The sequence below is a fragment of the Prosthecobacter sp. genome, assembly GCF_014879935.1.
Classification (GTDB): Bacteria; Verrucomicrobiota; Verrucomicrobiia; order Verrucomicrobiales; family Verrucomicrobiaceae; genus Prosthecobacter.
On sequence record NZ_JACSRD010000160.1, the window covers coordinates 25361 to 40950 of the forward strand.

Annotated in this window: 15 protein-coding genes; 1 reads left to right on the top strand and 14 read right to left on the bottom strand. The window is 63.2% G+C overall.

The features are described 5' to 3' along the window. From IAE77_RS15285 to IAE77_RS15335, 11 genes are all read right to left on the bottom strand, one after another. The gene (locus tag IAE77_RS15285) at positions 1-996 is read right to left on the bottom strand and encodes a 2-hydroxyacid dehydrogenase (RefSeq protein ID WP_294227941.1); all 996 of its coding nucleotides are present in this window, start codon (positions 994-996) and stop codon (positions 1-3) included. A gap of 29 nt (positions 997-1025) precedes the next feature. Continuing rightward, on the bottom strand, positions 1026-3758 hold the full coding sequence (locus IAE77_RS15290; RefSeq protein ID WP_294227943.1) for a cation-transporting P-type ATPase: 2733 nt from the start codon (positions 3756-3758) through the stop codon (positions 1026-1028). Between the two features lie 39 nt (positions 3759-3797). Continuing rightward, entirely contained in the window at positions 3798-4712 is a 915-nt protein-coding gene (locus IAE77_RS15295) for a universal stress protein (protein ID WP_294227945.1), read from the bottom strand. Between the two features lie 246 nt (positions 4713-4958). Then, on the bottom strand, positions 4959-5528 hold the full coding sequence (locus tag IAE77_RS15300; protein ID WP_294227947.1) for an RNA polymerase sigma factor: 570 nt from the start codon (positions 5526-5528) through the stop codon (positions 4959-4961). Next, positions 5525-6001 carry a hypothetical protein gene (locus IAE77_RS15305; RefSeq protein ID WP_294227949.1) on the bottom strand — a complete coding sequence of 159 codons (477 nt, stop codon included), beginning with the start codon at positions 5999-6001 and terminating at the stop codon, positions 5525-5527. The genes IAE77_RS15300 and IAE77_RS15305 overlap by 4 nt, the downstream gene beginning before the upstream one ends. Then, a complete protein-coding gene (locus tag IAE77_RS15310) occupies positions 5998-6315 on the bottom strand; it encodes a hypothetical protein (protein ID WP_294227952.1) in 318 nt (105 codons plus the stop codon). The genes IAE77_RS15305 and IAE77_RS15310 overlap by 4 nt, the downstream gene beginning before the upstream one ends. Before the next feature lie 47 nt (positions 6316-6362). Beyond that, entirely contained in the window at positions 6363-6596 is a 234-nt protein-coding gene (locus tag IAE77_RS15315; RefSeq protein WP_294227954.1) for a hypothetical protein, read from the bottom strand. Between the two features lie 350 nt (positions 6597-6946). Further along, positions 6947-7948 (bottom strand): 2-hydroxyacid dehydrogenase, encoded by a 1002-nt coding sequence (locus IAE77_RS15320; RefSeq protein ID WP_294227956.1) that lies wholly within the window; start codon positions 7946-7948, stop codon positions 6947-6949. Positions 7949-8122: 174 nt separating this feature from the next. Further along, positions 8123-9289 carry a polyphosphate kinase 2 gene (ppk2, locus tag IAE77_RS15325; RefSeq protein WP_294227958.1) on the bottom strand — a complete coding sequence of 389 codons (1167 nt, stop codon included), beginning with the start codon at positions 9287-9289 and terminating at the stop codon, positions 8123-8125. A gap of 246 nt (positions 9290-9535) precedes the next feature. After that, positions 9536-10456, bottom strand: coding sequence for a universal stress protein (locus IAE77_RS15330; RefSeq protein WP_294227960.1), 921 nt, complete (start codon positions 10454-10456; stop codon positions 9536-9538). Positions 10457-10492: 36 nt separating this feature from the next. After that, complete coding sequence (locus tag IAE77_RS15335; RefSeq protein WP_294227962.1) at positions 10493-10759, bottom strand: DUF2934 domain-containing protein; 267 nt, start codon at positions 10757-10759, stop codon at positions 10493-10495. Positions 10760-10982: 223 nt separating this feature from the next. On the opposite strand from IAE77_RS15335, the gene IAE77_RS15340 reads away from it, so the two are divergent. After that, positions 10983-12410 (top strand): DASS family sodium-coupled anion symporter, encoded by a 1428-nt coding sequence (locus IAE77_RS15340; protein WP_294227964.1) that lies wholly within the window; start codon positions 10983-10985, stop codon positions 12408-12410. Positions 12411-12426: 16 nt separating this feature from the next. On the opposite strand, the gene IAE77_RS15345 is transcribed toward IAE77_RS15340, so the two are convergent. The 3 genes from IAE77_RS15345 to IAE77_RS15355 all read right to left on the bottom strand — a co-directional run bounded on the left by IAE77_RS15345 (position 12427) and on the right by IAE77_RS15355 (position 15562). After that, complete coding sequence (locus tag IAE77_RS15345) at positions 12427-14349, bottom strand: universal stress protein (protein WP_294227966.1); 1923 nt, start codon at positions 14347-14349, stop codon at positions 12427-12429. Between the two features lie 105 nt (positions 14350-14454). Beyond that, on the bottom strand, positions 14455-15171 hold the full coding sequence (locus IAE77_RS15350) for a TrkA C-terminal domain-containing protein (protein WP_294227967.1): 717 nt from the start codon (positions 15169-15171) through the stop codon (positions 14455-14457). Between the two features lie 10 nt (positions 15172-15181). Beyond that, the gene (locus IAE77_RS15355) at positions 15182-15562 is read right to left on the bottom strand and encodes a hypothetical protein (protein ID WP_294227968.1); all 381 of its coding nucleotides are present in this window, start codon (positions 15560-15562) and stop codon (positions 15182-15184) included. Positions 15563-15590 lie beyond the last annotated feature (28 nt).

The following is a 15590-nucleotide window of genomic DNA, read 5'->3' on the forward strand; positions in this document are numbered from 1 at the left end:
TCACGTCAGCAGCGTGCCGTCCAGCCAGGAGCCGGACGCATTGAGATTGGTGACGGTGACACGGGCGATCTCGCTGAGAGCCTCGTGGGTCAGAAAGGCCTGGTGGGAGGTGATCAGCACGTTCGGAAAGGTCAGCAGGCGGCTGAGTTCATCGTCCTCCAGCAGGCCGCGGTGGGAGTGGTCCTCGAAAAAGATGCCTTCCTCCTCCTCATACACATCCAGCGCCACGCCACCGAGACGGCCGGCCTTCAGCGTCTCGATGAGCGCCGCGGTGTCGATCAGCTTGCCACGGCTGGTGTTCAGCAGATACGCGCCGGGCTTCATGCGCGCCAGGGTGCGCTCGTTGAGCAGATGATGCGTGTCCTTCGTCAGCGGCAGGTGCAGGCTGAGGATGTCCGCCCGCGCCAGCACCTCGTCGAAGGCGGTGTGCGTGATCTGGTTGGCGGCGGCCCACTCCGGGTTGGGAAACGGGTCGTAGGCCAGGACATGGCAGCCAAAGCCGCGAAAGATCTGCGCCGTGCAGCGCCCGATCTTGCCGGTGCCGATGATGCCAACGGTTTTGCCATGCAGATCAAAGCCGACGAGTCCGGCGAGCGAGAAATTGAACTCCCGCACGCGGTTGTGCGCCCGGTGGATCTTGCGGTTCAGCGTTAGCAGCAGCGCCACGCTGTGATCGGCCACGGCGTGGGGTGAATAGGCAGGCACGCGCGTCACGGCGATGCCGAACTCTTTGGCTGCGGTGAGGTCCACTTGATTAAAACCGGCGCAGCGCAGCGCGGCATGGCGCACGCCGGCTTTGGCGAGCTGCTGGAGGCAGTCGCGGTCCAGCTTGTCATTCACAAAGACGCACACGGCATCGCTCCCCGCCGCCGTGGCGGCCGTCTCCGCGGTGAGGCGGAAATCGTGGAAGTGCCAGCGGATGCCCTCCGCGCCGGTCGCGGCGAGGATGTAGTCGCGGTCGTAGGGCTTGGTGTCGTAAAAAGAGACGGTTTTCATGAGGGCGGTTTTTATGCACTGGGTTTCAGTTATTCGACCGGCACTACCATGCCTTTGTGGCGGCCCAAGCGGATCCATTTTTCCAGCTCGACTGCGGCGAAGGACAGCGCGGTGACTCCGGCGATGCGCAGCCAGGCACCGGCATCGAGCGGGGCGGTGTGGAAGAGGTGCTGCATGAAGGGTGCGTAGGTGAAAAGGAGCTGCGCACCGATCATCGCGGCAGCTCCGACGAGGGCCAGCGGGTTGCTGAAGAGGCCGACGTAGAGCAGGGAGTGGTTCAGCGAGCGGCAGCTCATGAGGTAGGCCACCTCCACCATGACGATGACATTGATCACGGCGGTGCGGGCGGCGGCGATGGACTCTCCGCCGACGCTGGTCTCGTAAAAGTAGAGCCAGTATCCGCCGAGGATCATGATGAGGGAGATCAGCCCGGTGCGCATCATGAGCGGAAAGGTGAGCAGCGGCAGCTTTGGATCACGCGGCGGGCGGTCCATGAGGTCCTTCTCCTTGGGCTCAAAGACGAGCATGAGGCCGAGGAAGATGGAGGTGGCCATGTTCACCCACAGGAGCTGCACGGGCACCACGGGCAGCACGAGGCCGAAGAGCATGGCGACGAGGATGATGGAGCCTTCACCGACATTTGTGGGCAGCGTCCAGACGATGAACTTGCGCAGGTTGTCGAAGACGCCGCGTCCTTCCTCCACGGCGGCCTGGATGGTGGCAAAGTTGTCGTCCGTGAGGATCATATCTGCCGCGCCTTTTGCCACATCCGTGCCGACGATGCCCATGGCGATGCCGATGTCGCTCTGCTTCAAGGCGGGCGCGTCGTTCACGCCATCGCCCGTCATGGCGACGACGTGCCCGTGGGCCTGGAGGGCACGGACGAGGCGCAGTTTTTGCTCCGGGGCGACGCGGGCAAAGACATCGACGCGGTGTGCGACCTCCGGCAGCTCGCCATCGCTGACTTTCTCCAAATCGAGGCCGGTCATGACCTGCACGCCGTCGCTGTCGGCGATGCCGAGCTTTTCAGCGATGGCGCGGGCGGTAATGGCGTGGTCGCCGGTGATCATCTTCACGCGGATGCCAGCACGGCGGCAGTTCGCGACGGCGGCGATGGCCTCCCGGCGTGGCGGATCGATCATGCCTTGCAGGCCGAGGAAGGTGAGGCCGTCTTTCACATGCTCATGCGCGAGGTCATCGCCCGTGTGGGAGGCATGACGACGGGCGAAACCGAGCACGCGCATGCCCTGTGCGGCGAGTTTTTCCACGGCGGCGCGGACGGCGTCCTTGTCGAGCGGGACGAGGGAGCCATCGGCGGCGAGCGTGTCCGTGCAGCGGTCGAGCAGGCGCTCCACGGCCCCCACTTTGTAAATGGTGCGCCTGCCCTCCAGCGCATGCAGCGTGGCGCGGAACATGTGCTCGGATTCAAAGGGGATCATGCCGAGCCGGGGTGATCGACCGGTCATTTCCTCGTGAATGAGGCCCGCTTTGGCCCCGGCGACGAGCATCGCGGCCTCGGTGGGATCACCCTGCACGCCGTGGCGGCCTTCCGCGTCCTTTACGACGAGGGAATCATTGCACAGCACGCCGGAGCGCAGGCACTCGAGCAGCGCCGGATGCTTCGCGGGGTCGATCTTTTCCCCATCGAGCCGGATCTCGCCGCTCGGGTCATAGCCGCCGCCGGTGATCTCGTAGTCACGGCCGCCGGTCAGCACACGCTGCACGGTCATTTGATTCTCAGTGAGCGTGCCGGTTTTGTCGGAACAGATGACGGTGGTGCTGCCGAGCGTCTCCACAGCGGGCAGCTTGCGGATGATGGCGCGGCGCTTTGCCATGCGTGACACGCCGATGGCGAGCACGATGGTCACAGCGGCGGGCAGTCCCTCCGGGATGGCGCCCACGGCCAGCGCCACGGCGGCCATGAACATGTCCACCACCGGCTCACCACGCAGCACGCCGGAGAGGAAGGCTGCCGCTGAGAGGCCGAGGATGATCCACAGCAGCAGCTTGCTAAAGGTGCTGATCTTTTGCGTGAGCGGGGTGGAAAGCTCCACCGCATCGGCGATGAGCCACGCGATGCGGCCCGTCTCCGTTTTATCGCCCGTGGCCCACACGAGGCCCTCGGCGGTGCCGTAGGTGGCGGAGGTGCCTGCGAAGGCCTGATTTTTGCGATCCGCCAGCACCACATCATGCGCCAGCGGATCAGCATGCTTCTGGACGGGCACGCTTTCGCCGGTGAGCGGGGATTCATCCACTTGCAGGCTGTTTACCTGGAAAAGACGCAGGTCCGCGGGCACGCGGTCGCCGCTTTGCAGCATGACGACATCACCCGGCACGAGCTGCGCGGAGGGCACACGCTGGCGGCGGCCATCCCGCCGCACCGTGGCCTCGGTGACGACCATCTTGCTCAGCGCGTCCACGGCCTTTTCCGCCTTTGATTCCTGGATGAAGCCGATGATGGCATTGATCAGCACCACGCCAAAGATCACGCCCGAGTCCACCCACTCATGCAAAAAGGCCGTCACCCCCGCTGCGGCCAGCAGCAGATACACCAGCGGCTGGTTGAACTGCTGGAGGAAGCGCTTCCACGCCGGTGTGCCGCCGCGTGCGGTGACGACATTGAGGCCATATTCCTTCTGCCGCCGCTCCACCTCACTGCTGCTGAGGCCATGCTGGCAGTCGGACTTCAGCATCTGCACCACCTCGGACATTTCGAGCTGGTGCCAGCGGGCGGCGGAATCAGGAGCGGAGGTTTGTTTCATCGGAAGAAAAGGATGTCGGGGGCAAACAAGATTCGACTTTCAGGCCACGGCTGGCTTCACCACCAGCATGGAGCAAGGGGTGCGGGAGAGCAGTTTTTCCGCCGTGGAGCCGAGGAAAAGATAGCGGAGGTTCGTGCGGCCCAGCGAGCCGATCACGAGCAGGTCCGCATTCACCGCACGAGCATGCCCGGCGATGCCTTCGGCGGCCTTTCGATGCTCCAGCGCCACCGGAAGCACCTTCAGCGTGCCGGGTGCGGCCTGCGCATGGGTTTTGAGGCTGGCGTTCACGCTTTGCAGCAGCTCCTCATGCGGCGGCACGGAGGTCTGCGCCAGACTCAAGCCCGATTCGCCAAACGGACCCATCACCGGCAGCATGGAGCCAGGATCAGCCCACACATGCAGCAGATCCACCTCCGCCGCTGAGCTGTCCGCCGCAGCCAGATCAAAGGCCGCCGAGGCCACACGGGCCGAGTGCTCGGAAAAATCGAGCGCGGCCACGATCTTCCCAAAAGCCTGCGGATGGCCCGTGCGAACGAGAAGCACGTCCGAAGAGGATTTGCGGGCCAGTTTACCCGCCACAGAGCCAGCACCCTCGGCATGACCACCCGCACCTGCCACACCCGCCACGAGCAGGTCCGCGCCGAGGGATTTCACATGCTCCAGGATCTCATGCACAGGCGCACCGATCACCAGCGTGACCTCGTAGCCCGCCGGCAGCGTGGAATGGCCCAGCCACTCGTCCAAAGCCCTGCGGGCATGGTCCATCGAATGCTTCGCCGCGCTGTCGAAGGGCTCCCCTCGTTTGTCCGCCAGCATGGCGAGCGCATAGGAGTCGATGACATGCAGCACATGCAGTTTCGCACCGAGTTTCACCGCGAGGCGGGCGGCATGTTCCAAAGCGGCACGGGAACCCGTGGAAAAGTCCACTGGAGCGAGGATGAGTTTCGTTTTCATGGTGTGGAGTGAGTGACTGGAAGGGCAAAAAGAGTGTCCTGACCCAAGTGCTACACCGCGAAGCGTGAAACGACTCCACAAGCGCATGAGCAGGCGGACGATGCACAAAATGCGCACATTCCGAACCACCCACTCTGCTGTCCTCTCCCGGATGATCCCGGACAATCAGCAATCGGCTGAGCGGCACGACAGGACAGGCGACGCCGACGGCAACGCGCAGAGTATTTTGAGTTCTTTGAATCCCTGTCATAACTGCCCGCCGAGCATTTCCCGCAGCAGTTTGCGAGCGCGGTAGAGGCGGAGTTCGACGGCTTTTTCCGAGGTGTTTTGCACGCGGGCGATCTCGGTGTGGCTCTGGCCGTGCCAGGTGGAGAGGATCAGGACCTCACGCATGTCGTGCGGGAGCTCGCTGACGGCTTTTTGCACGGCGGCGAGGCGTTCGTTGGCGGCGGCTTGTTGGTCTGGTGAGGCGTGGGTGCTGGCGATGGGCAGCTCGCGGAGGTTTTCGGGCTCGGTGAGGGCCTCGGGATGTCGTGAACGCCAGCGGGCATGGTTGCGTGCGAGGTTCGTGGCGATGGCAAAGAGCCAGGTGGAGAACTTTTGCGAGGTGCGATACTCCAGGCGATGCCGGTGCACACGGACGAAGCTTTCTTGGGCGAGATCGCAAGCGGTGGCGTGGCTGCCGGTGAGGCGCATGAGGTAGCTGATGAGCGGCTGGCTCCACGCGTCCATGAGCCGGTTTAGCGCGAGATCATCCCCCTCGGCCAGGGTGCGCATGAGTTCGGCATCGAGCTCGTCACGAGCGGGACTGCTCATCGGCGGAGATGGGAGGAGAGGTTCTCATCATGCACGCGGCGCTGCTGCTGCATGATAGGGAGGATGTCGTCGAGGAAGCGCTGGCCGCTCTGGCCAGGCATGAGGGCAGCGACTTGCTTCAAGTGCTCGGTGGCGGCTTTTTCGCAGTCGCCGCAGACGATTTGATCGCGGGCGAGGTGGGCATTCAGCTCGCCGGGCTGGCGGTTGCGATTTCGCGCACGCCAGAGCAGGGGACGATCGGCCTCGTTGATCTGGCGGCACATCTTGTCGCACTGGCGGAAATAGTCGCGGTGGAGGGCGCTGACCTTTTCAAAGGTGGCATCGTCGAGGTGATACTCGTCCTTCAACCAGCGGAGGCCTACTTCCTGTGGATTTTCACGAGGGCGCAGGCTCTCCCGCGTGGCCCAGAGAGCGGCTCCTGCGGCGGCGGCAGTCAGAAAAACAAAAGCAGCGATGCGTCCGGCGGGTGTCATGGGTGGCGACCGTCGAGGTGATGCGGATCAAAGGGGCTCACGGACATGACGTAGGCGTCATGAGGCGTGAACTCCGGCTGCGGCGGATGCGTGAGACCCCAAACGACGGCGAGCACGATGGCGGCGGCAACAATGAAGGCCTCGCGTTTCGGGCGAAGGAGCCACCAGGCGAGTTTGTCGATCCAGCCGGGCTCGGGCTCCGTGGCGGAAATGCGCCGCCAGACTTCGCGACGGAAGTCTGGCGGTGTTTCGGCCTGCGGCACCTGCCACTGGGCGAGCAGATCATCGAGCGGATCGGGATCATCAGGCTTCATGGCAGGTGCAGGCTCAGGTTTTGGGGTGAAGGAGGCGGGCGCATGGATCAGCGCTGACCATATACGTCAATCCAGGCGAGTCCCGTCTTCACGCCTTGCGGATGGAAATAGCGCCGTCCGAGGTAAACGCCATCGACCGGATGCATCGACCCGCCTTGCGGGTGGCTGGCACGGGTGAGCACGGGCTTGCCATTGTAGGTCTGCGTGAGGCTGGGCACGGAGGGTGCGTTGCACGAGACGAGGGTGGTCACGGCGAGGATCGCAAGCACGGTGTGTTTCATGGTTGGGTGTGTTTTTCGGGTTGGGTTGGTTTTGATGAGCGCAGTGGTTGTCGCGCTCATCGGGTGCTACCCCGTGGCAGTTTCGATCCCTCAGAAAAATTTCAACCCGCACCATCATGGAAAGATCACCCGATTGAGATGTCCAGCCTCCTCATGCATTTGCCCGACTTCTGACCCGGCGCAAAAAGTCCGCAGATCGTGGTGCAGACACTGCTGTCTGCACGCACGTCACGGGGCCGAGAGCCAACTGCAACCAGGCAAAGAATATCTGTCCCCCCCTTTTGCGCCCGCTTCACCTGCTGCGACGGCTTTAATGGCTCGTGGCTGATGGTAAAACCGCACGAAAAGCCTCACAGCACGGTTCCTTCGAGAAGGGACAGCCCGGCGGCATGATGAAGGAGATTCGTCACGGTGACACGGGCGATCTCATCGAGCGCTTCTTTGGTCAAAAAGGCCTGGTGGGAGGTGATGAGGACGTTGGGGAAGGTCAGCAGGCGGCTGAGTTCATCGTCCTCCAGCAGGCCGTGCTCGGAGTGGTCCTCGAAAAAGATGCCTTCCTCCTCTTCATACACATCCAGCGCCACGCCGCCGAGCTGGCCGGTTTTCAGGCACCCGATCAGCGCGGTGGTGTCCACCAGCTTGCCGCGGCTGGTGTTTAGCAGATAGGCTCCAGGCTTCATCCGCGCGAGCGTGCCGGCATTCAGCAGATGATGCGTCTCGGGCGTGAGCGGCAGGTGCAGGCTGAGGATGTCCGCCTTTTCGAGCACTTCGTCAAAGGTGGTGTAACGCACGGCATGACCCTGCGCCCAGTCGTTTTGTGGAAAAGGATCATAGGCCAGCACCTCGCAGCCGAAGCCGCGAAAAATCTGCGCCGTGCAGCGGCCGATCTTGCCCGTGCCGATGATACCGGCGGTCTTGCCATGCAGATCAAAGCCCACGAGCCCGGCGAGCGAGAAATTGAACTCGCGCACGCGGTTGTGCGCACGGTGGATCTTGCGGTTCAGCGTGAGCAGCAGCGCCACGCTGTGCTCCGCCACCGCATGGGGCGAGTAGGCTGGCACGCGGGTCACGGAGATGCCCAGCTCGCGTGCTGCGGCGAGGTCCACCTGATTAAAGCCCGCACAACGCAGCGCCACATGCCGCACGCCGGATTTGGCGAGCTGCTGGAGGCAGTCGCGGTCCAGCTTGTCATTCACAAAGACGCACACCGCCTCACAACCAGCCGCCGTGGCCGCTGTCTCCGCGGTAAGTCGGAACTCATGAAAGCGCCAGGTGATCTGCTCCGCACCTGCGGCGGCGAGCATATAATCACGGTCATAGGGTTTCGTGTCGTAAAAAGCGAGGGTGGTCATGGTGGGGGTGAGGTGAGAATGTTAGGCTAGGATCACCGCCGCAAGCTCGGCCATGACGCATCCTGGAGGTCACAGGCGGGTGCAAAGTGTCTCCATCGGCGCTTTCAGGCTCAAAGCCTTGGAGTGTTGGAGTGATGGAGTCTTGAAAATCCACCACTCCAATCCGTGCTCGCCTCACGACTCGATTGGCACCGCGAGGTCATCCTCGCTGAGGCTGGAGACGAGCGAGGGTCGGCCGACGATGAGCGGATCGACAGCGCCGATTTCCGAGGGCTTTTTGTTACTGTAGGGCAGGCGGTGCAGCACATAGCGCATGGCATTGAGGCGAGCGCGCTTTTTGCAGTCGGACTTGATCACCGTCCACGGCGCATCGGAGGTGTCGCAGTGCAGAAACATCGCTTCCTTGGCACGGGTGTAGTCATTCCATTTGTCGAGAGATGCCTTGTCCACCGGGCTGAGCTTCCACTGCTTCAAAGGATGAGCGTTGCGCTCTTTGAAGCGGCGTTTCTGCTCCGCCTGGCTGACGGAGAACCAGAATTTGAAGAGGATGATGCCGCTGCGGACGAGGTGGCGCTCAAACTCCGGCACCTGGCGCATGAACTCGTCATACTCCGCATCCGTGCAGAAGCCCATGACGCGCTCGACACCGGCACGATTATACCAACTGCGGTCAAGCAGCACGATCTCCCCGCGGGCGGGCAGGTGCTCGATGTAGCGCTGGAAATACCACTGGCCGCGCTCACGCTCGCTCGGCTTCTCCAGGGCGACGACACGGGCACCACGCGGATTGAGGTGCTCCATGAAGCGCTTGATGGCACCGCCTTTGCCTGCGGCGTCACGGCCCTCGAACAGAATGACCACGCGCTGTCCGGCCTCCTTCACCCAGGCCTGGAGTTTGAGCAGTTCCACCTGGAGGCGGTATTTCTGCTGCTCGTAGCTGCGGCGTGAGAGCAGATTCAGATAAGGATAGCTCCCGCCACGCCAGCCTGGGGCGAGTGCGGTATCCGCCTGCTCGCGGCTGGCGGCTTCCGTGTCCTTTTGAAACAGCAGACGACGCAGGGACTTCATCTCGTCTGGCGAGGCTCCGCTGATGAGCGTGCGCAATTGCTCGATCTGATCTCCCGGTGGCACGCCTTGCGCATGAGCCTTCAGCAAGTCCGCGAGCACCAGGGCCTTCACGGTGCTGGTTTCCGAGCTGCGCTGGCCCGTGACATGACGACGCAGGCCTTTGGAGGTCAGACTCGGCGCGGTGTCACCCGCAGCGGCGGCACGCGGATGCGTTGTGCGTTTGGCGGCGGACTTTTTGGTTCTCAGTCGGTTGGAGGCTCGTTTTGCAGGCATAAAAGATGGAGCTGGACTGGGTGTCGGGCTGGGATGCCGCCGTTTTAAATGGCAAACCGCAATCTGCCATGCACGCCACCCTTCCGCCGGGAGCGGTTTGGGAGACTCTGCGCCTATGTTGGCCGCAAGCCTGGCTCGCCGCCGCCGCAGAGAGTGTGCGCCAGACACTCTTTGTCTGTCCGCAGCCGGCTCGTGTGTCTGGTGACACTCGTGCAGACAGGAGTGTCTGCATCACGAATGGAAGCCTCAGCGCACGACAAGCACGGAGCACGAGGCATGGCGCACCACCCGCTCTGCGGTGCTGCCGAGCAGGGCGTGCTCCCAGCCGGTATGACCATGGGTGGACATGACGATGAGGCCGGGCTCGTCGGAGGTGATCGCTTTCACGAGACACTGATGGGGCTCGCCCTCCAGAACGAGCGTGGTGGTGTTCAGTTCCTCGCTGAAGTGCTCGGTGCGGAATTTCCGCAGCCGTGTCTCCGCCTGCGCATGAAGGGCATCAAGCTGCTGCTGCGTGAAGTTCAGCGGGATCTCGCCCGTCATCGGGATGCCGGGCTTCACATGGGCGAGGATGAGTTTCGCACCAAAATCAGCGGCCAGGGCCGAGGCCAGCGGGAATGCCTTGCGGGAGTTCTCCGAGAAATCGGTGGGCAGCAGAATCCAGCGCGGAGCCAGCCCGAAGTCATGGTTTTCACCGCGTCCACGCACCACCAGCACGGGACAGGCCGCGTGCTGCACGATGCGCTCCGCCGTGCTGCCGATGAGCACATGCGCCAGCCCGGTGTAGCCGTGCGTGGCCGTCACGATGAGATCACAGCCCCGCTTTCCAGCCTCCCGCACGATGACATCGAAGGCCTTGCCCTCTTTCACCACACGCTCCGCCGGCACATCCTCCGGCACATGGGCCGTCACAAACTCCGCGAGCTTTTCGCGGGCTTCCCGCAGCCAGTCCTGCCGCAGGCCGGCGGCATCCAGCACCACATGCGAGCCCTGCGGCAGGTGTTTGACCACATGCAGAAGGGTGAGCTTTGCGCCGCTGCGTCGGGCGAGGCTGACAGCGGCGGAAAGGCCTTGCAGGCATGGTTTGGAAAAATCCACCGGTGCCAGGATGTGCGTGAATCGGGAGGTCGGGTGCGAGTTCATGGGAAGATCAGGGTTGGTGTTCATGGGCGTGATGCGTCGGGATGTTTTGGGACATGTTCGTCACCCGTTTTTCAATCGAGCCTCCGCCTCCAGCCAGTGGTCCATCTGACGTCCGGCAGGGCAGCCCTCGCTCACATAGATAAAGTAGGCGCAGGTGGCGATCTCCACCTCGGTGATCTCCGGTGGAGATGCAGCGGCATCGGCTTTCGTGCGTTTGCGCACCGGTTTGGTGGTGCTGGTGGATTTCTTCTTCGGTTTGGCGGCAGACACCGCCACTGTCTTGGTGGCCGTTTTGGCCGCAGAGCTGGTTTGGGGAGCTTTTTTCATGGTGTCGGGCAGACGAGGTTGAAGGACGAGGACATGGCCTCATCCAAGGGAGATACACCGGAGGCTCTCTTTCGACTCAACAAGCGCATGAAGCGGCGTGTGATGAGCAAGAACCGCACGGAAGCTGCTTTGGAACGCGGCCTGCCATGAGTGAGAGAACACGACGGGCTTCACCAGCCAGATCGTGGCTTGCTTCGTGCTGCGTTTGCACCGTTAAAAAAGCATGATCGACACACGGGCGGAAGTGCGGCGCATTTTAAAGGGGCTGGAGTTCAGCTCCGGGACAGCCGTGGTGAAATTCACCCTCTGCGCCGCTGCGGCGTGGGCCTGCGCCTTTCTGCCTTTGCATGAGGGACTCAGCGAGGCCGGGCGCTGGTCAATGCTGATCGTGCTGCTGGGTGCCGGGCTGTGGATCACCGAGGCGGTGCCGGCCTTTGCGGTGGCGCTGCTGATCATCGGGCTGCAAATCGTGACGCTGGGCCGCCCAGGCGGCCCGCTGCTGGCGGCGGATGATTTGAAGGGCTGGGAGATGTTTGTGCGCCCATGGTCCAGCCCGCCGATGTGGCTGTTCTTCGGCGGTCTCGTGCTGGCGGTGGCAGCCACACGCACCGGGATGGACAGGCACCTCGCACAGCGGGTGATACGCTGGTCCGGCGGCCGGGTGCAGGTGCTGATGCCGGCGATGATGGGCCTGGCCTTTGGTCTGAGCATGTTCATGTCGAACACAGCCACCACCGCGCTGCTGCTGGTGATGCTGCGCCCGGCGCTGGATGGCCTGCCTGCCAGTTCGCCCGTCCCTCGCTCTCTGCTGCTGGGTCTTGCCGTGGCGGCAAACTTGGGCGGCATGGCCACGCTGATCGGCACACCACCAAACGCCATCGCCGCCGGTTTGCTGGAGGCGGAGCAGCCGGTGGACTTTCTGCACTGGATGCTGCTGGCGCTGCCACCCGCCGGTGTTTTGGCCGCTTTGGGCTGGATGATGCTTTCGCGGCAAATGGCTGGCAGCACGGCGGCGCTGCCCGTGAAGCTGCCAGAGGCGGAAACCGCAGCCGAACTGGTGAAGCGCTGGCAGCGCATCGCCACAGCGGTCATTTTTCTTCTCACCGTGGCGCTGTGGATGTCCGGTGAATGGCACGGCATCCCCACGGCGGTGGTGTCCTTTGTGCCCATCGTGGTGCTTTCCATGATCGGCGTCATGCGGCGGGAGGATATCAAGAGCATCGATTGGGATGTGCTCATCCTGCTGGCGGGCGGTCTTTCGCTCGGAGTAGGCATTGAGACCTCCGGTCTGGCAAAATGGCTTGCATCAGGTGTTGGGGCGCTGGGCATGCCATCATGGGCTGCGGGCCTCGTGCTGGCCTGGATGGCAGCACTGGTATCCAATCTCATGAGCAATACCGCCGCCGCAAACATCCTGCTGCCCGTGACGCTGGTGATCGCTGGCAGCACGGGGCAGGATGCCGCCGCGCTGGTCATCCCCGTGGCGCTCGGCTGCTCCGTGGCGATGGCGCTGCCCATCTCCACACCGCCGAATGCGCTCGTGTACTCAAGCGGACGCCTGCGCACGACCGACTACCTTCCCACCGGTCTGCTGATGTTCCTTCTCGGGCCGCCGCTGGCTGTTTTTTGGTGCAGGCTTGTTGTTGGCTGAGTGCCTTTTCTTCATTTCACAACAGCCACCACGCCAGCCCGAAGTAAAACAGCAGCGTGAAGATGTCTGTCAGCGCCAGGGTGATCGGCCCGGCGGCGATTTTTGGGTCAAGACGCATCGCGTGCAGCAGTGCGGGCACGCTGAGACCGGTGACACAGGCCGTGAGCAACGTCAGGGCGATGCTCGTGCCAATGCTGGCCGCCACCACGGCCTCGCCACGCCACAGCCACACGATGAGCGCCACGATCAGCCCGCAGCCCACGCCGAGCAGCAGCGCGGTGAGCGCCTCACGCCGTAGTGCGCCGAGATACCAGCGCAGCGTCGGTTTCGTGCTGCGCAGCGCCTGGATGGCCACGGTCATGGATTGAATGCTCACGCTTTCACCGAGGCCGAGGATCAGGGTCATGAAAAATGCCAGCACGATGCTCTTCGCCAGCGTCAGCTCAAAGGTGCTCGTGAGCACCGCGCACAGCGTGCCGCTGGTGATGGTGGCCAGCAGCCACGGAAAACGGAAGCGGAAGGCTTTCACTGGCGACGCCTCCTTCACCTGTGCCACGTTGAACCCGATCGTCTCAAAGAGATCCTCAAGCTGCTCCCGCTCCGCGAGGTCGAAGATTTTGTCAGAAAGCAGGCCCACATCCACCACGCCGATGAGACGCCCGCTTTCGTCAATCACCGGCAGCGCGAGGAATTTCCGCTTCGCAAACACCTCCGAGGCCTCCAGCAGCGACTCCTCCGGCCGCAGCACGGTCACGTTCTGGATCATGTGTGCGTCCACCTTGTCCTCCAGCGGCGCGGTGAGCAGCCGCCGCGTGGGGATCACGCCCATCAGACGGCCTTCCGGCCCTGTGACGTAGAAATACACCAGCCTCTCGCCCACGCCGACCTGGCGGATGTGCGCGAGCGCCTCGCCAATCGTCGCATGCTGCGCCAACGCTGGAAAATCCGCCCGCATCAGGCTGGAAACCGGTGCGCTGAGATCGATGCCCGCTTTTTTCTCCTGCGCAGACTGCCGTGGAGCGAGTCTCGCCGCATCGGCATCATCTTCCGGTGCTTCCATCCGCTGCGCAGGAGGCACGACGAGCACGGAGCACGGCACCCCGCGCAGCACGCCCTCCGCCGTGCCGCCCAGCCAGGCTCTGCGCCAGCCTTGTGCGCCATGAGTGGAGATCACGATCAAGTCCACCTGCTCGCGCCGAGCGAGGCGGCACAGAGCATGGTCCGGTGTGCCCTCGATCACCCGTGTTTCGACTGTCAGATCGACCGGCAGATGCTCCTGGCGGAAGGTTTCGAGCCGCTCGTCCGCCTCTTCGCGCAAAGCGTCGATCTGCTCACCAAAGCGGCGGTATTCCACCGTGCCGGGCAGTCCCATCGGCTCCTGCACGTTCGCCAGCAGCAGCTTCGAGCTGTAGCTCCGAGCAATCAGCTCCGCCCACGGAAAGGCGGCGCATGAGTCCTGGGAGAAATCCGTGCTGATGAGGATGCTGCGCGGCTCCTGCGGCCCAGGCTTCTGCTCCTCGCCGACGATGAAGACCGGGCAGCCCGCATGACGTGCCACCTTTTCCACCGTGCTGCCCAGCGCCTCATGGATAAAGCCGCGCTCCTCGCCGGTGCGTCCCATCACCACCAGATCGCAGCCACGTTCCTGCGCCGTGCGGATGATTTCCTCGAAAGGCCGTCCCTCCACCAGCACCAGCTCTGCTCCGTCGGCACCGATCTCGCGAGCCACGGTCTCCAGCCGCTGCCGTGCATGCTCACGGCGTTCCTTGGGAAAATCTCCCCAATGCAAGGCGATCTCCGGATCGTCCGTCACCGGCTCCAGCACATGCAGCAGCGTCATTCGTGCGCTAATGCGTGCTGCGAGCGCCACCGAGGTGCGCAGCACCGCACCCACTTCCCGCGTGAAATCCACCGCCACTAGCAGATGGCGGGGTGCCACGGCCGGAACGGAGAATGATCGTGGTAAGGCGGAGTCAGACATCATTTCGATCTTGCCGCCCTCCATGCCGGCTCGCAAATGCAACTGCCCCTTGAGGCGAGATTTTCAGGCAGCCGCCACGCTTTGCTGCGTGTTGACGGGGTTTGTCATCGGCTCCGTCATGGACAGCAGATCCGACTCTTTTCCGTAGGCCGTGAGCAAATCTCCTGCGTTGATCAAATCATCGCGGCTGGGGATGCCTGGGCTCGTTTCACCATCGCGCTTGATAGAGAGGATGACAACGCCGCGGTCCCACGGGCGAGAATCGCGCAGCGTGCGTCCGGCAAGGTAAGTGCCTGGCAGCACCTCGATCTCCGAGACGACATAGCCATGCTGGATGCGCAGCAGCAGCTCGTAATCGAGCGCCCTCACCATGCCCGCATGCTCCAGGGCGCGATGGATCACGCGGTCCAAAAGCCGCTGAAGCCAGCCCACCCGCGACAACGACAGCAGCACCACCACCGCCACGGAGACACCGAGCACCATCATCAGCATGTGGCTGCTTTTCTCCGTCTGCATCATCGACACCACCAGCGCCGCCAGCGCGGAGGTGAGGCCCACGTTTCCAGCCAGAATGAGATCGCGGATGATTCGACGGCGCACGGGATGGTTCACCACCATCTCCGCCTCCTTCGTGGTGAAGCCCACACCGAAGAACGCGGAGTAAGATTGAAAGCTCGCCGTGTCCCAGCTCAGCCCCGTCATCATCAGCGCCGTGGCACCCACCCGCACCGCGATCAGCGAAATCACGGCGATGATAAACAAGGTAATGATGGAGGCCATGTTGGAAAAATCAGAGGTGTTTTTCACTCACCGATGTGTCGTGGTCGTACATCTGCTCCTTGGTCTGCTTGCCCTTCATGTCCCAGTAGCGGTTGAGGCCGTGCCGCTGGCCGCGGTCGAAGTTGGTTTCGGCGGATTGCTGGCCGTTTTCCCACCATTCCTTCATCACGCCGTGCATCTTGCCGTCTTGATAGGGATATTCGCCAGCGGTCTTGCCGTTGGAGTGCTTGTTGCGCACGAGGCCGGTGTAAGGCTTGCCCTTGAAGTTCGCTTCCTTGCCCTCGTTGAGCAGTTCGATGTCCTTGTCGGCGAAATCGACCTCCGCAGGCTGTTTTTCGCCGCAGGCGGAAAGGCAGAAGGCGCAGAGAAGGAGGGCGAGGAGCTGTTTCATGCAGGCAGCTTGGAGATGATGCGCTGCA

Bases quoted from the DNA above. Each gene is read 5' to 3' on its own strand.
- IAE77_RS15330 (WP_294227960.1), bottom strand. From the start codon at position 10,456: ATGAACACCAACCCTGATCTTCCCATGAACTCGCACCCGACCTCCCGA.
- IAE77_RS15320 (WP_294227956.1), bottom strand. From the start codon at position 7,948: ATGACCACCCTCGCTTTTTACGACACGAAACCCTATGACCGTGATTAT.
- IAE77_RS15290 (WP_294227943.1), bottom strand. From the start codon at position 3,758: ATGAAACAAACCTCCGCTCCTGATTCCGCCGCCCGCTGGCACCAGCTC.
- ppk2 (WP_294227958.1), bottom strand. From the start codon at position 9,289: ATGCCTGCAAAACGAGCCTCCAACCGACTGAGAACCAAAAAGTCCGCC.
- IAE77_RS15355 (WP_294227968.1), bottom strand. From the start codon at position 15,562: ATGAAACAGCTCCTCGCCCTCCTTCTCTGCGCCTTCTGCCTTTCCGCC.
- IAE77_RS15300 (WP_294227947.1), bottom strand. From the start codon at position 5,528: ATGAGCAGTCCCGCTCGTGACGAGCTCGATGCCGAACTCATGCGCACC.
- IAE77_RS15285 (WP_294227941.1), bottom strand. From the start codon at position 996: ATGAAAACCGTCTCTTTTTACGACACCAAGCCCTACGACCGCGACTAC.
- IAE77_RS15305 (WP_294227949.1), bottom strand. From the start codon at position 6,001: ATGACACCCGCCGGACGCATCGCTGCTTTTGTTTTTCTGACTGCCGCC.
- IAE77_RS15350 (WP_294227967.1), bottom strand. From the start codon at position 15,171: ATGGCCTCCATCATTACCTTGTTTATCATCGCCGTGATTTCGCTGATC.
- IAE77_RS15295 (WP_294227945.1), bottom strand. From the start codon at position 4,712: ATGAAAACGAAACTCATCCTCGCTCCAGTGGACTTTTCCACGGGTTCC.
- IAE77_RS15310 (WP_294227952.1), bottom strand. From the start codon at position 6,315: ATGAAGCCTGATGATCCCGATCCGCTCGATGATCTGCTCGCCCAGTGG.
- IAE77_RS15335 (WP_294227962.1), bottom strand. From the start codon at position 10,759: ATGAAAAAAGCTCCCCAAACCAGCTCTGCGGCCAAAACGGCCACCAAG.
- IAE77_RS15315 (WP_294227954.1), bottom strand. From the start codon at position 6,596: ATGAAACACACCGTGCTTGCGATCCTCGCCGTGACCACCCTCGTCTCG.
- IAE77_RS15340 (WP_294227964.1), top strand. From the start codon at position 10,983: ATGATCGACACACGGGCGGAAGTGCGGCGCATTTTAAAGGGGCTGGAG.